Below are 15,445 nucleotides of genomic sequence, written 5' to 3'. Positions count from 1 at the left end.
TCAGCGCTTCAGCTGAGATTTTAATCGTAACAGGACAATAACAATGAAATTACTGAAATCAATGATACTGGCCACGGCAACGTTTGCCTCTGCTGGCTCTGCGATGGCACAGACTGAAGTCGTTTGGTGGGACTTCTTTGTTGGGGGGGATGGCCAGCGCATGAAGGCGCTGATCGGCCAGTTTAATGACGAACACCCGGACATCCAGATTAATGCTACCTCATCTGAGTGGGGCGTTCCATTCTACACCCGAGTACGCACTGCTGCTGCGGTGGGCCAAGGGCCAGATATAATGAGCTACCACCTGTCCAGGGTGCCTCTGGCGCTGTCGGAAGGGATTCTGACGCCGATTACTGACAGCGACCTTGAGCAGGCGGGGCTAGCCCGCGACGATTTCTTCCCACGCTCAATCGAAGCCGCTTCCAATGATGAAGGAACCTTGTACGCAGTACCCTTCGATATCCATTCGATCGTGCTGTATTACAACAAAAGTTATCTAGAAGGTAGCGATTATCTGGACGAAGCAGGGAATTTGGTCGGCATTGAGAGTTTAGATGATCTAAACGCTGCGTTGGCACTGGCCCAAGACAATGGTTCCCAGACGCCGCTCTCCTACCAGACGAGCGGGCCTGGTGGTATCTGGCGGATCTTCCATACGCTGCTTAGCCAGCAGGGCGGGACGCTGATCGAAAATGGCGAAGTATTGCCTGGCGACAACTTGGACAAGGCCACACGTGCCATTGCGATCATGCAAGACTGGGGCGATAAGAACTATCAACCAGAGCATGCCGAGTATGAAGCGTCGGTGGCTCTGTTTACTTCCGGGCGCTCAGCTTTCTTCATTAACGGTGTATGGGAGGTGCCCACGCTAGTCGATATGGAGGCGGCGGGCACTCTTGGCTTTGAGTGGGGAGCGGTAGCGGTGCCGACATTGCTTGAAGAGGACGCTATTTGGGCCGATAGCCATGCCTTTGCTGTTCCTATCCAGGGTAATAAAGAGATGGCCCCCGAAAAGCGAGAAGCGGTAATGACCGTGATCGGATGGATGGAAAAACATGTGCTTGATTGGGCGGCTGCCGGGCACATTCCCGCCTATCTTCCCGTCGCCGAAAGCGAAGCGTTTACCCAGATGGAACCCAATGCCACCTACGCGTCGCTTGCCGATAAAGCGGTGTACGACGCCCGTTCGGATATCGCTGGTGTAGCTTCCCCCGTCTACGATGCGGCGCTGAATGTTATTGCGCCCGCCATCCACGGTTTCCTAGAGCCGGAGCAGGCAGCCGAGCATATGCGGCAAGAACTGCAGGCGCTGCTTAACTAGGGCCAAATTGGCTAAAACACTATTGCCCCCCGCGCTACTGATGCATGCCTGACAAATGTATTGGTAGTGCGGCACTCAAGGGAGTTCCGCCATTGGCTATGATCACAAATCGGCGCAAGCATATCGTGGTGGCGATGACACTGATCGCGCCCTTCGTGTTTATCTTCGCGCTGGTATTCCTCTATCCCACTCTGAAAATGGTTGAGTTGAGCTTTACCAATGCGCCACTGATTGGCTCAGGTGAATGGGTCGGTCTGGATAACTATCGCCGTCTTTTTAACGATAATCTGTTTTATACCTCGCTCAAGAACAACGGCTATTTCGTGTTATTGACGGTAGTGCCGACCACGGTGATTGCGCTGGCCATTGCCTTGGCAGTCAATCGTCTGGCGGGAAGTATGCAGGCATTAGTCCTTGCGGTCTTTTTTCTGCCCTACATTCTACCCGTTTCGGTAGTTACTCAGATCTGGGCCTGGATGCTCGATTTTCAGTTCGGCATACTCCAGCCGCTAATTGAATGGGTAACGGGTAAGCCGGTCGCCGTCTTCAACCATCCTTCCTGGGTGATGCCGGCTGTCGCGAGTATCACCATCTGGTGGACCAACGGTTTCAATGTACTGCTGTTTATTGCCGGGCTACGCAATATTTCTCCCGACCTGTATGAAGCCGCGGCCTTGGATGGTGCTTCCCGGCGTCAGCTGTTTATGAAAATCACCTGGCCGCTGCTATGGCCGGTGACTGCGCTGGTGCTGACGTTACAGCTTATTCTCCAGCTGAAATTGTTCGATCAGGTATATCTATTGAGCGGAGGTGGACCCTTCAACTCCTCTTACGTGCTGTTGATGATGGTGTACCGCGAAGCCTTCCAGCTCAATCACGGTGGCTATGCCTCTGCGGTGGCCGTGATTCTGTTTGTACTCATCATGATTGTCTCTGTACTGCAATTCCAACTGCTGAGAATCGGGGGGCGCAAGTGAGTATTCAAAGAGTTACCAATCCACGCTGGAGAGCCACTGCACACGCCGCCAAACCGCGAGGGACGAGAATCGGTACCCGAAAAATAGAGAATACGGTGTTGCTGGTAATTACGCTGACCGCCGCAGCAATCTGGATATTTCCGCTTTACTGGGCCTTTGTCACCTCGATTCGTGATGAGAGCCACGTGGTCAGTTCTGACGCCGGGCTTTTGCCTGATATGCTGAACCTGACGGCCTATAGCGATGCGCTGTTCAATTCCAACCTGCTGACCTGGTATGTCAACTCAATCGGGACGTCGATCATTATCACTGTCACGGTGCTGATTACGGGGATGATGTGCGCTTACGCGCTATCGCAGATGCGCTTCCCTGGTCGCAGAGCATTGTATGCGGTCGTTCTGGCCAGCTTTATGATTCCCACTCAGGCATTGGTGGTGACTCAGTTCGTACTAATGAATGACCTTGGGCTTGTCAATACCTGGGCAGGGATCATCCTACCGCAACTTATTGTTCCAGTTGTGATTATCGTCTATAAGCAGTTTTTTGATGCAGTGCCAAAAGAGATGCGCGAGGCGGTGTTATTGGATGGCGGCGGTGAGTATACGCTGCTGTTTAAAGTCTACTTACCGCTCAACTGGGGTATCACTACTGCCTTGGCGATCATCACCTTCATTATGGCGTGGAATCAGTTCTTCTGGCCTTTCCTGGTGACTACTTCAGAAAACATGATGACGATTCCTGTGGGGATTACCCAGGTGCGGGATACCTTTGGCGTCAATTACGCACGGGTGATGGCGGTGGCGCTATTGGGAGCGGCTCCCGTGGCGATTGCCTACCTCATTTTCCAGAAAAAAGTGACCGAAGCGGTGATGATTTCCTCGGGGGTCAAGGGATGACAGCTACCAATAATAAAGGAGTGCTATCTATGCTCAGTAAACGGTCTATGCCCAGCACACGGTATTTCGACACGATAACAAAGCAGCTGTCCGTGTCAGCCGGGGTTCTATTCTGCGCGGCTACTCTAAGTACGGAGATTTCAGCAGATACCCAAGTAAGTATTCACGATCCCGTAATGGCCCAAGAAGGCGGTACTTATTACCTGTTTTCTACCGGGCCTGGGATTACCTTTTATAGCTCTCAGGATATGCAGGAGTGGGAGCACGCAGGACAAGTCTTCGAGCCCGAACCAGAGTGGGCGCGAGAGGTGGTGCCAGGGTTCGAAGGCCACCTTTGGGCACCCGATATCATTGAGCATGAAGGGCAATTCTATCTTTACTACTCGGTGTCTGCTTTTGGTCTTAATACATCGGCGATTGGCGTAACGGTTAATGCAACGCTGGACCCAGAAAGCCCTGACTACCACTGGCGTGATCAGGGAGTAGTCTTGCAGTCGGTACCTAACCGGGATCTATGGAATGCTATCGACCCCAATATCATCATTGATGAAGAGGGCGTTGCCTGGATGAGCTTTGGCTCTTTCTGGGGAGGCCTGAAGTTAGTACGTTTAGCAGATAATTTGATCGATTTAGCCCAGCCGGAAGAGTGGTACAGCTTGGCTAAACTAGAGCGCCCGGCGTTTGTTCCCGATAGAGAAGCAGGCCCTGCTGAAATTGAGGCCCCATTCATTTTTAAACACGGGGATTACTATTACTTATTTGTGTCTTATGGCAAGTGTTGCCGTGGCGAAGATAGCACCTACCACATGGCCGTTGGGCGCTCGTCAGATGTGCGAGGGCCGTATCTGGATCAAGATGGTATAGATATGGCATCGGGTGGAGGATCGGTCATTCTTGAAGGCAACAATGAGTGGTATGGCGTTGGACACAACAGCATCTATGAATTTGATGGGCAGCATTACTTGGTCTTTCACGCTTACGAAGCTGCTGATGAAGGGCTACAAAAACTCAAAATTACGGAAATTGAGTGGGCTGATGATTGGCCAGTAGTGAGTGAATCTGTACTCGAAGAGTATCAAAGTAAGCTTATATTAAATGAATGAAACCTTTAATACGTTGCTCAGCTGAGGTACCTGAATGTAGGTTGTTGGTTCTTTGTAGGCGTCTTTTTTGAAGTGAAAGGCGCAGATTTTATTCGCTTATATTACCCGTAAAATAAGGAGGTGTTTCTATGTTTAAATGCTAGTGTTGATTTGTTAACGGCTGATAGTGATGGTCGTTAATAGCCCAGTGTAATGTCGCTTATCTGTTGCTTTCTGTATTTAGACATTGGCTTAAGCTGCTTGTCTGGAATTGTTTTTGCATTTTTATGGGAAGAACAGTTGCCTTTTGCGTCGCCAATATAATTATTTCCATAAGTTATGGGTGGTTAAGCCATTCATGGGGAGCTTGTGTGAAAATTATGTGGCTCAATTTTATTGATAGTTTGACTCTTAAATACAATAATCTTAAAGGGTAAATGAACATGTTTTTAGCTAAATATAAAAAACTCCCTCTGTTAGTTGCTATTACAGTAGGCTCCACAACCTCAGCGATGGGGGCTATAACTTTTGAAGATGAAAGGGGCTCGCTAAGTTTTGGAGGCGATGTAGAGCTGGATATTAATGCTTATAACGAACACGAAGGGGGCGTTTCTCTTTTTCGGAGCCAATCAGGCGAGCCTCTCGATCGCGATGATCGCTTCAATCAAGATGGGCGGATACTGTTAGATATTAGTGGTGAGCGCCACCACCAAGGTAACTTTGCGCGGTTCAAGTTACAGCCGCTTTGGGGTACTAGTGGTAATGCTGGCTTGGATGATGCATGGCTGGCGATCGGTACTCAAGGGGGAAGTGAAATCAAGGTTGGCCGCTTTGAAGCTTACGATTTGTTCCCGCTAGGGCAGGATGTTTTTATCCAGTACAGCGGGACGACTTCTGACAGTCTCTATAGTGATGGGCAGAGTTATGTTTATCAGGCCCGCGAAGGGCGAGGGCGTGGTGACGATGGGCAAATTGCGCTTAGCCATCGCTTTGCCAATGACTTTTATGCTGAGGTGACTACGCTGCTTGGTGATCGCTCGGGCCTTTTTGATGGTGATACGTATCATGGTTACCGCATTGATAATGATACTAAAAGCGCAGCTATTATACGTCCTGTGATCGCCTGGCAACCTGGGGAGTGGTCGTTTGCACTGGGCATGGAAACAAATCTGGTTAGCAACTCAGTGGTTGATGAGCGAGGGGCCGACATTGGTGACCGAACAGGATATGGGGCCACTGCCTCTTATCACGGAGGAGATGTAATCTTCAATTTCAGTCTAGCCCATCTGGAAGCCCATGAGGAGAGCAATAGTTCTGTGGGGATTAACACCATCTGGAACAATATCGGGCTGGGATATATTTATTCCCGCAATCAAATTGACGCTATCAATCCCGCTGTTGAGCAAGACGTTATCACACCCGAAGGACGGAACGAGTCGAATACGATCTATACTTCGTACCGTTTTGCTAATGTGCTTGGACTGAATGGATTCGATACCTTTATTGGTGCTTACTACAGCTATGTAGATCATAGCGATAGTACTAATAGCAGTGATTCCGACCGCTATGGTGCCAGAATACGTCTCAAATACTTCTTCTGATAGACCCGCAAGCCCAGGTAGAAGGAGCTAGTTCGCGCGCTGTTTCGATTCTTGGTGCCCAGCAGTGATGGGCGCCTTTTTTATGAGACGGCCTTTAGCTCTTTAATTAGCCTAGGTGCGGTAGCTGGCTGATAGGCTGAACTGCTATACGAAGTAGGTTTAGCTCCCCATCCAGCGCTAAAAATAGCTGAAAACGTCGCAACTTTAGTCTCACGTCTCGAAACTCTTTCTCGTCAAGAACGCCCATGGAATAAGCCTTGCGGTGTTGTTGATATATAAAAGTGTATTGATCATGACGTATTTGTATATTTGTTGGTTATGGCGGAATTCTCTACTGTAAGGACTGTAATAACGACACTGCCATAACAATAATGATGCCCTATCAGGAGAAAAGTGATGCCGCTCATATACGCCCAAAAACATGATGTTGGGTCAAAAATGCTGCTGAGCGCCGGGTTGGCTTTACTGATGTTTAATGCAACTCATGCGCAAACTGCCACGGCCGCTGATAGTGGCGCTAAAAATGGCGTAGAGAGGTCGGTGTTTGGCCACTTGCCTGATGGCCGTCAGGTCGATGTTTATCAATTCACCAATGCCAATGGTATCGAATTGCGGGTGACCAACTATGGCGGCATCATCCTGTCGCTGAAAACTCCCAACATAGCCGGTGAGTTTGAGGATATTGCACTGGGTTTCGACTCTCTAGAGGCATATCTCTCCGATGATTATCTCCAGTCTAATCCCTACTTCGGTGCCATTATTGGGCGTTACGGGAATCGCATCGCCAATGGGCAGTTCTCCCTAGATGGGGAGCAGTACGCATTGGCGGCTAACGATGGCAGCAATCATTTGCACGGCGGTCAGCAGGGTTTCGACAAAGTACTGTGGCAAGCTGAGCCGTTTGAGAGTGAAGCAGGTACCGGCTTGGTATTACGCTATACCAGTGAGGACGGCGAAGAGGGCTACCCCGGCAGGCTGGAGAGCGAAGTTACCTATACGCTAACCGATGATGATGAACTGGTGGTTGATTATCGGGCGGTAACCGACAAAGCCACCCCCGTGAACCTTACCCAGCATAGCTACTTCAACTTAAAAGGAGAGGGTAGCGATACCATTCTTGATCATCAGCTGATGATCAACGCCCCTGAGTTCACCCCGGTTAACGACACCCTGATTCCTACCGGCGAGATCCGATCGGTAAAAGACACGCCTTTCGACTTTACCCAAGCCACGCCAATCGGTGAACGGATTGAGCAGGACAACGAGCAGCTCACGTTTGGCGGTGGTTATGACCATAACTTTGTGCTTGCTCGCGGTGACGCGGCAGCGGATGCGCTTGTCGTGGCGGCTAAGGTATGGGAACCGCAAAGTGGGCGCATGGTGGAAATCACCACCACCGAACCCGCGATCCAGTTCTACTCCGGCAACTTTCTTAACGGCGACCTGACTGGGAAACAGGGCCAGGCCTATGGACATCGTTCCGGCTTTGCGTTGGAAACCCAGCACTACCCCGACTCTCCCAATCAAGAGGCGTTTCCCAGCACGATCCTAGCGCCAGGCGATACATACCGCTCGCGTACGGTGTACCGCTTTTCGGCACAACAGGATTTTGAGTCATAACCCCAAAGGGTTCGTAATAAAAGACTGAGCTAGCAATAACAACAACGCTAAAAATAGCAGGAGTATAACAATGAGATTGACGACAGTGTTTACCCGTTTAGCGCTAGGCAGCGCCATTATGCTGGCTTCTTTGGGCCCAGTGCAGGCGCAGGAAGACGGTGTGAAAATTGGCTTTATCGTTAAGCAACCCGAGCAGGCTTGGTTCATTAACGAGCAGCGAGCGGCCACCGAGCGTGGTGAAGAGCTTGGCTTTGACGTTGTGCGCCTGAGCGGCAAGGACGGTCAGGAAGTGCTTAGTGCCATTGATAACCTCTACGCCCAAGGGGCCCAAGGGTTTGTGATTTGTCCGCCGGATGTGCGCCTTGGGCCTGCCATCATGAACCGTGCCGAGCAGTACGGTATGAAGGTGATCACTGTGGATGATCAGTTTGTGACTTCCAGTGGCGAGCCGATGGAGGGCGTGCCACACCTGGGCATGTCGGGAACCAAAATCGGTCAGCAGGTCGGTGAGGCGATTGCCGCCGAAATGGAAGCGCGTGGCTGGAACCCTGAGGAAGTCGCCGCACTGCGTATTACCAACAACGAGCTACCTACCGCGGTAGAGCGTACGGATGGCGCCACCCAAGCACTGCTAGCGTCAGGATTTCCGGAAGCTAATATTTTTGATGCTCCCCAACAGAGCACCGATACCAGCGGGGCCTTTTCAGCCGCATCACCTGTCCTTTCCCAGCGTGGGGAGTATGAGCACTGGATTATCTATGCCCTGAATGAGGAGAGCGTCCTCGGCGGCGTTAGAGCAACTGAGCAGTACGGTCTAGCAGCAGAAAATGTGATCGGCGTCGGGATTAATGGCTCGGGCGCTGCCTTTGCTGAGTTCTCCCGCAATAATCCCACAGGCTTTCACGGCACCGTGGCGGTTAGCTCCACCATGCATGGCCGTCAGACAGCCGAAGACCTCTACCACTGGATTGCTGAAAATCAAGAGCCAGCGGCGAATACCGAGACCTCCGGCACGTTAATGACACGTGACAACTGGGAAGATGTGCGTGAAGCGCTTGGCTTGTAACGGCCAACTGTGAAGGGCTGTCTGCCGGAGGTTTTCAATCATGTCTGATCCATATCTACGTTTCGACGCGATTAGCGTTGTCTTCCCCGGCGTGCGCGCGCTGGATGGGGTGAGTTTCTCTGCTCACGCCGGTCAGGTGCATGCCTTAATGGGCGAGAATGGGGCGGGTAAATCTACCCTCCTCAAAGTACTTAGTGGCGTCAATCGCGTTGCTGAAGGGGCGCTCTGGATCAATGGTCAGCGCCATGTGTTTAGTAATGCTCGCGAAGCGCTGCGTGAAGGGGTGGCCATCATTTACCAGGAGCTGACACTCTCGCCCAATATGTCGGTGGCTGAGAACCTGCTGCTCGGTCAGCTGCCGACACGGAGTGGATTTATTAACCGTCGTAAGCTGCGCGAGAAAGCGTTGGCGATCCTAGCCGACCTAGGAGAGGGAGCGATTCACCCCTCCACCAAGGTGCGCGAGCTTTCCATTGGCCAGCAGCAGATGATCGAAATTGGTCGAGCGCTGCTACGCGACGCCAAGGTCATTGCCTTTGATGAACCCACCAGCAGCCTCTCTATTCAGGAAATTCGCCAGCTTAAGCGTATTGTCAAACGGCTGCGTGATGAAGGCCGGGTGGTGCTCTATGTCACCCATCGCATGGAAGAAGTATTTGAGATGTGTGATGCGGTGACGATTTTTCGCGATGGCAAACATATCCGTACCCATGAGGATATGTCGGCGCTAAATCACGATCTACTGGTTAGCGAAATGGTCGGTCGCGATATTGACGATGTGTACGGCTATCGCCCCCGTGAGCAGGGCGATGTTGTCTTGAACGTGGAGGGCATTCAGGGGCGTGGGCTAAAAGCACCGGTCAGTTTTTCCGTCAAACGCGGTGAAGTGTTTGGGTTATTTGGTTTGGTCGGCGCCGGGCGCAGCGAGCTGCTGCGTTTGGTTTGCGGTGTTGAGTCACCCAAAGCGGGCAATGTGACCTTCAACGGCGAATCGCGGCGCTTTAAGAGCCCCGGTGAAGCCATCCGCGCGGGGATTGCCATGTGCCCGGAGGATCGCAAATCCCAAGGGATTTTTCCCGTCGCCAGCGTGGCCGATAACCTCAATATCAGCTGTCGACGCTTTTTCAAACGCTGGGGTGTATTCCGCCATCCTGGCCGGGAGCGGCGCAATGCAGAAGCCTATATCCAGCAGCTCAGCGTTAAAACGCCGGGCCCCCGGGCACCCATCGGCAAGCTCTCTGGGGGTAATCAGCAGAAGGTGATCCTGGCCCGCTGGCTCTCTGAAGAGATTGATCTGTTCGTAATGGATGAGCCGACCCGAGGCATTGACGTAGGGGCGCGGCGGGATATTTACGCGCTGCTCTACGATTTGGCTGAGCAGGGTAAAAGCGTGGTGGTGATCTCCAGCGACCTTGCCGAAGTCAGCTCCATTTGTGACCGCATCGCGGTAATGCGTGATGGGGCGCTGGTGGAGGTCGTACCACGGGAATCTGCCACCCCGGAGCGCCTGCTGGGGCTAGCACTTCCCGCCTAATTGGGCATTTTCTCAGGACTCCCTCACGTAAAAGAACGCGCTCTTAAAAGAAACAAGCTCTTAAAGAACAAGCTCTTAAAGAACAAGCTCTTAAAGAAAAAGCTCAGGACAACCATTATGACAACTAACAATGCAGCCCAAGGCAAGACATTGCCTGCCCGCCCGGCGGGGCGCCAGGGGCTTATCAAGCCACTACGCACGCTACTGGATACATCAGGTCTGATCGCGATTTTCTTACTGCTGTTTGTGGCACTAGCGGTATTTATCCCCGGCTTTCTGACCGGCCGCAATATGGTTGGGCTACTGCTATCGATCACCCTGATCGGCAGCTTGGCAACCACCATGATGCTGGTGCTGGCGCTAGGCGAGGTTGATCTCTCAGTAGCGTCTACGGTGGCTTTTGCCGGGGTGGTGGCTGCCGTGGTGACCTCTACCTCTGGGAGTGTATTTATCGGCGTGATGGGAGGCGTCTTGGCCGGTGGCGCGGTGGGGGTATTTAACGGCTTGGTGATTGCCAAGTTCGGTATTAACTCACTAATTGCGACCCTGGCCGCCATGGAGTTTGTGCGTGGGCTCGCCTACATCACCTCCGGTGGCGACGCGGTGATGATTACCGTGCCAGGCTTCTTTGATCTGGGCAGCGCCTCGTTTCTTGGTCTAACCCTGCCGGTATGGACCATGCTGGCCTGCTTTGTGATCTTCGGCGTGGTGCTCAATATGACTGCCTTTGGCCGCAACGTGCTGGCCACGGGAGGAAACTCGGAAGCCGCTGCGCTGGCAGGGGTTAATGTCCAGCGCCTTAAAGTGATTGTCTTCGGCCTACAGGGAGTCGTCGCGGGTGTGGTTGGTGTGCTGCTGGCGTCACGTATGGGATTAGGTGATCCCAACACCTCCATGGGCTTGGAGCTGGCGGTTATCTCCGCCTGTGTGCTGGGCGGTGTGGCGTTGTCTGGCGGTGTTGCCACGATAACCGGCGTCTTGGTTGGGGTGCTGATCATGGGTTGTGTACAGAACGCCATGGGCCTGCTCAACGTTCCGACCTTTTACCAATACTTGGTGCGTGGCGCGATTCTGCTGCTGGCGGTGATGTTTGATCGCTGGAAACAGAACCGCCGTCAGCGGGCCTGAGGCCCATGCCTCTCTTTTCTCTTTTCATTAATTTCTTGGTTTGTACGGAGTCTTCCTATGTCTGATCGCCAGCGCCCTTTACGTTCTGCCCAATGGTTTGGCACTACCGATAAAAACGGCTTTATGTACCGTAGTTGGATGAAAAATCAGGGGATTCCCGACCATGAATTTCAGGGCAAGCCGATTATCGGTATTTGCAATACATGGTCGGAATTAACCCCCTGCAACGCGCATTTTCGTAAGTTGGCAGAACACGTTAAGAAGGGCGTGTTGGAGGCGGGCGGCTACCCAGTGGAGTTTCCGGTCTTCTCTAACGGTGAATCCAACCTGCGGCCTACGGCAATGTTTACGCGCAATTTAGCCAGTATGGATGTGGAAGAAGCCATTCGCGGTAACCCGATTGATGCAGTAGTGCTGCTGGTGGGCTGTGATAAAACTACCCCCGCGCTGCTGATGGGCGCGGCGAGCTGCGATATCCCCACTATCGTGGTGTCCGGAGGGCCAATGCTCAACGGTAAGCATAAAGGTAAGGATATCGGTTCCGGCACCGCGGTATGGCAGCTCTCCGAGCAGGTCAAGGCGGGTGAAATTTCACTTCACGACTTTATGGCTGCTGAGGCCGGTATGTCCCGCTCCGCCGGTACCTGCAACACTATGGGCACCGCCTCTACCATGGCCTGTATGGCCGAAGCGCTGGGCACCTCGCTACCTCACAATGCCGCCATCCCTGCGGTGGACTCTCGCCGCTACGTGCTTGCCCACCTCTCGGGCAACCGGATTGTCGAAATGGTCAACGAGGACCTGCGTCTGTCCAAAATCCTTACTAAGGAAGCCTTCGATAATGCCATTCGCACTAACGCTGCTATCGGCGGCTCGACTAATGCGGTGATTCATCTCAAGGCGATTGCCGGGCGCATCGGCGTCGATCTCACCCTGGATGACTGGAGCCGGGTAGGGCGTGGCACTCCCACGGTGGTCGATCTACAGCCCTCGGGGCGTTTTCTGATGGAGGAGTTCTACTACGCTGGTGGCCTACCTGCAGTGCTCAAACGCCTGGGTGAGGCCGATCGGTTGCCCTTTAAAAACGCGCTCACCGTCAACGGCAAAACCCTATGGGAGAACGTTCAAGATGCGCCACTTTACAACGAGGAAGTGATTCGTCCGCTGGATCAACCCCTTACGGCGGATGGTGGCATCTGCGTAGTGCGCGGCAACTTAGCCCCTAACGGCGCGGTGCTAAAACCCTCAGCAGCAACGGCGGAACTGATGCAGCACCGGGGGCGTGCCGTGGTGTTTGAGGATTTTGACGACTACAAAGCGCGCATTAACGACCCGGACTTGGACGTTGAAGCTAGCGACATTCTGGTCATGAAACACTGCGGGCCGCGGGGGTATCACGGCATGGCGGAGGTGGGCAATATGGGGTTGCCGCCCAAAATCCTCGCCCAGGGGATTACCGATATGGTGCGTATTTCTGATGCCCGCATGAGCGGCACGGCCTACGGCACCGTGGTACTACACGTAGCGCCCGAGGCCGCCGCGGGTGGCCCACTAGCGGCGGTACGCAACGGCGACTGGATTGAGCTTGACTGCGAAAGCGGCCGGTTGCATCTCGATATCAGCGATGAAGAACTCGCATCACGGCTTGCCGAAAGTGACCCCTCCGCGGCTGCGACGCTCATCGCTAGCCAGGGTGGCTACCGTCAGCTCTATATCGAACGTGTGCTACAGGCTGACGAAGGCTGTGATTTTGACTTCCTGGTCGGCTGCCGGGGGGCTGATGTGCCGCGTCATTCGCATTGAGTTTTTGCGCTTTAGGCTTCCCTAGCGGTTTGACTATCTAAAAGCGTTTGGGCATCGGTGGCGTGTAGCGCCATTGCGATGCCACCCATGCAGGTCATATCGCGATCCCAGGCGTAGCTTTCGATGCGTGTATTACCTATCAGCTCGGTTACCAGCGCTTCATCAATGGCGCTATGCATAGCGGCCTTCATGGCGTCAAAGCCGCGTACTCCTGAGCCGGTAATAATCACTAAATCGGGGTTGAACAGTGCCAATACGTTGGCGATACCATAGCCGAGTGCCTGGCCAGCTTCGGAATAGATGCGCTGGGCTTCTGGATTGCCCTGTTGGGCAAGCTGCGTCAGCGCCTGCATTTGCTGCTCTGAAGGGTGGGCGCTATCGCCAGGCGGCAGCTCTAAATGGTTGACTGCGGCTCGATAAAGAGCGTAATCGCTAGCGTAAGCCTCGATACAACCCCGGCGACCACAAGCACATAGGGCACCATTCGGAAGGTATTTGCTATGCCCAAACTCTGCTGCTGAGCCATTGGCACCAACAAATGGCTCGCCGTTAATTAGCACTGACATACCGATGCCATAGCCCAGCATAATGACCACCAAATTGGGGCAATCCGCATAGGCGGGTTGCGCCGTTAGTAGGTTGGCAATGCAGTTGGCATCGTTCTCCAGCAGTACACTGCAGTGAAAACGTTCTGCTAAACAAGCGGATATTGGCACGTTACGCAAGCCTAAAGCAGGTGACCAGATAATTGTACCGCTATGCGACGACACCACCCCTTGTACTGCTAGGCAGATACCTGCTAAGCGTTGAAAACTTTGTAGTTGTTGCGCACAAACAGCGCTGATTTTCTCTTCCAGCAATCTTTCCAGAGCGTTGGCACTCAACGTTAAGGTAGGCACTGTGTGGTATTCACTATGGCGAATTTGGCCCGCGAAATCGCCCACTACCAGCTGAATCTCATTAATGGATAGTTTGACGCATACCACGCAGGCAGCAGTGGGGGAGAGTTCAATCAAGGTTTTTGGTCGGCCTCTACCGCTGGGACGGAGTGTTTCGGGCGGCCGCTCAGTAATCAAGCCCTGTTGAAGTAACTCCGCACTAATAGAAGTCACGGTAGCAGGGCTAATGCCATTGAGTGCGCCTAGATCGATGCGTGCCACCGGCCCCTGTTCACGCAGAGTGCGAATCACCGCCAGGGTATTGTCGAGGCGGGTGGTATCAGTCAATGGAAGCGCCATAGGATCGCCGTTACGGTTTGTGATGAGAAAAAATTGCTTTGTGCCCTCATCCTGGCGCGTGAGCGTGTTTGTCAAAATACGACCTAAGTTGCATATGCAGATATTTATTTTAGGTCCTAAAGTAATTCAAGCGTTCCTTAACGCAATCGATGCTGATTAGCCCCAAGACAATAACAACAGACATCATCTGAGCCCTTCACCCAACTCTATTGCAATTTCGTCGTGCAAATTCATGCGTATTAAAACGGCATAAGTGCCAATCCGCTTGCTACACCAGTACCGAGGGTGGCCAGTGGGAGAATATCGATCAAATACACTTAAACAGATTAAACACGCTAGAAGAGGGAGGTGGAAAACGATATGAAGCAGGACTCAGCACACTATACCGGCCTTGAACAAAGGGTTGTTTTTATTACCGGCGGCGGTAGCGGCATTGGCGCGTCGCTTACCCGCGCCTTTCACCTTCAGGGCGCACGGGTGGTGTTTGTCGATATTAACGATGATGCCAGTGAGGCGCTGGTCGAGGAGCTACGCGCCGAAACTGGCGAGGCGCCGCGCTATCACCACTGCGATATTCGCGATGTGGCAAGTCTACAGCAAGTTATCTCCGAGACTGGTCAGAATATCGGGCCGATTTATGCACTGGTGAATAATGCCGCCAATGATGACCGCCACTCTTGGAGGGATGTGGATGTTGCCTATTGGGATGAGCGTATGTCGCTAAACCTGCGCCCGATGTTTTTTGCCGCCCAGGCGGCGGCGGAACAGATGGTTAAAGCAGGTGGGGGCTCGATCATTAATTTTGGATCGGTCAGCGTGCAGATGGCGCTGGGTGGGTTACCCGCTTATGTCACCGCAAAAGCGGCGGCCCACGGCCTGACCCGCAGCCTGGCCCGAGAGCTAGGCGAACACAATATTCGCGTTAATACCCTGGTGCCCGGCTCGGTGATAACCGAACGCCAGCTTGAAAAGTGGATTAGCCCTGAGGACGAAGTCGCCATTCAACAGCGCCAGTGTCTCAAGATGCGCCTTGAGCCCCAGCATGTCGCGCCTGTTGTACTGTTTTTAGCCAGTGCCGAAAGCCAGGCCATCACTGCCCAGGAGTTGGCGGTGGATGCCGGCTGGGCGTAGTCGCAAATTAGATCGAAAGAAAATGCTCGAAATGCTCAATAACAACTC

12 protein-coding genes are annotated in these 15,445 nt (G+C 53.0%); 11 read left to right on the top strand and 1 reads right to left on the bottom strand.

The window, feature by feature from the left end; all coding sequences use genetic code 11:
- Window positions 1-43: 43 nt before the first annotated feature.
- The 10 genes from CPA45_RS09110 to CPA45_RS09065 all read left to right on the top strand — a co-directional run bounded on the left by CPA45_RS09110 (window position 44) and on the right by CPA45_RS09065 (window position 13,028).
- Entirely contained in the window at window positions 44-1,321 is a 1,278-nt protein-coding gene (locus CPA45_RS09110; RefSeq protein WP_096651245.1) for an extracellular solute-binding protein, read from the top strand.
- Between the two features lie 98 nt (window positions 1,322-1,419).
- Window positions 1,420-2,298: a carbohydrate ABC transporter permease gene (locus CPA45_RS09105; RefSeq protein WP_096651244.1), complete on the top strand. Its 879-nt coding sequence runs from the start codon at window positions 1,420-1,422 to the stop codon at window positions 2,296-2,298.
- Window positions 2,295-3,194 (top strand): carbohydrate ABC transporter permease, encoded by a 900-nt coding sequence (locus tag CPA45_RS09100; RefSeq protein WP_208858477.1) that lies wholly within the window; start codon window positions 2,295-2,297, stop codon window positions 3,192-3,194. Before CPA45_RS09105 ends, CPA45_RS09100 begins: the two co-directional genes overlap by 4 nt.
- A gap of 29 nt (window positions 3,195-3,223) precedes the next feature.
- Window positions 3,224-4,297, top strand: coding sequence for an arabinan endo-1,5-alpha-L-arabinosidase (locus tag CPA45_RS09095; RefSeq protein WP_208858476.1), 1,074 nt, complete (start codon window positions 3,224-3,226; stop codon window positions 4,295-4,297).
- A gap of 491 nt (window positions 4,298-4,788) precedes the next feature.
- Window positions 4,789-5,877 carry a carbohydrate porin gene (locus tag CPA45_RS09090; RefSeq protein ID WP_165771531.1) on the top strand — a complete coding sequence of 363 codons (1,089 nt, stop codon included), beginning with the start codon at window positions 4,789-4,791 and terminating at the stop codon, window positions 5,875-5,877.
- A 396-nt stretch (window positions 5,878-6,273) separates the two neighbouring features.
- On the top strand, window positions 6,274-7,497 hold the full coding sequence (locus CPA45_RS09085) for an aldose epimerase family protein (RefSeq protein WP_096651242.1): 1,224 nt from the start codon (window positions 6,274-6,276) through the stop codon (window positions 7,495-7,497).
- 70 nt (window positions 7,498-7,567) lie between these two features.
- On the top strand, window positions 7,568-8,563 hold the full coding sequence (locus CPA45_RS09080) for an arabinose ABC transporter substrate-binding protein (RefSeq protein WP_096651241.1): 996 nt from the start codon (window positions 7,568-7,570) through the stop codon (window positions 8,561-8,563).
- Window positions 8,564-8,603: 40 nt separating this feature from the next.
- The gene (gene araG, locus CPA45_RS09075; RefSeq protein ID WP_096651240.1) at window positions 8,604-10,097 is read left to right on the top strand and encodes an L-arabinose ABC transporter ATP-binding protein AraG; all 1,494 of its coding nucleotides are present in this window, start codon (window positions 8,604-8,606) and stop codon (window positions 10,095-10,097) included.
- Window positions 10,098-10,214: 117 nt separating this feature from the next.
- Entirely contained in the window at window positions 10,215-11,225 is a 1,011-nt protein-coding gene (araH, locus tag CPA45_RS09070) for an L-arabinose ABC transporter permease AraH (RefSeq protein ID WP_096651239.1), read from the top strand.
- 57 nt (window positions 11,226-11,282) lie between these two features.
- Window positions 11,283-13,028 (top strand): IlvD/Edd family dehydratase, encoded by a 1,746-nt coding sequence (locus CPA45_RS09065; protein WP_096651238.1) that lies wholly within the window; start codon window positions 11,283-11,285, stop codon window positions 13,026-13,028.
- Between the two features lie 11 nt (window positions 13,029-13,039).
- Here the strand turns inward: CPA45_RS09065 and CPA45_RS09060 are convergent, their stop codons facing one another.
- Window positions 13,040-14,266 (bottom strand): ROK family transcriptional regulator, encoded by a 1,227-nt coding sequence (locus CPA45_RS09060; RefSeq protein ID WP_096651237.1) that lies wholly within the window; start codon window positions 14,264-14,266, stop codon window positions 13,040-13,042.
- A 360-nt stretch (window positions 14,267-14,626) separates the two neighbouring features.
- On the opposite strand from CPA45_RS09060, the gene CPA45_RS09055 reads away from it, so the two are divergent.
- Window positions 14,627-15,397, top strand: coding sequence for an SDR family NAD(P)-dependent oxidoreductase (locus CPA45_RS09055; RefSeq protein ID WP_096651236.1), 771 nt, complete (start codon window positions 14,627-14,629; stop codon window positions 15,395-15,397).
- Window positions 15,398-15,445: the final 48 nt, after the last annotated feature.

This window comes from Vreelandella nigrificans (assembly GCF_002374315.1).
In the GTDB taxonomy this organism is placed as follows: Bacteria; Pseudomonadota; Gammaproteobacteria; order Pseudomonadales; family Halomonadaceae; genus Vreelandella; species Vreelandella nigrificans.
This window is presented reverse-complemented; position numbering and strand designations above follow the sequence as displayed.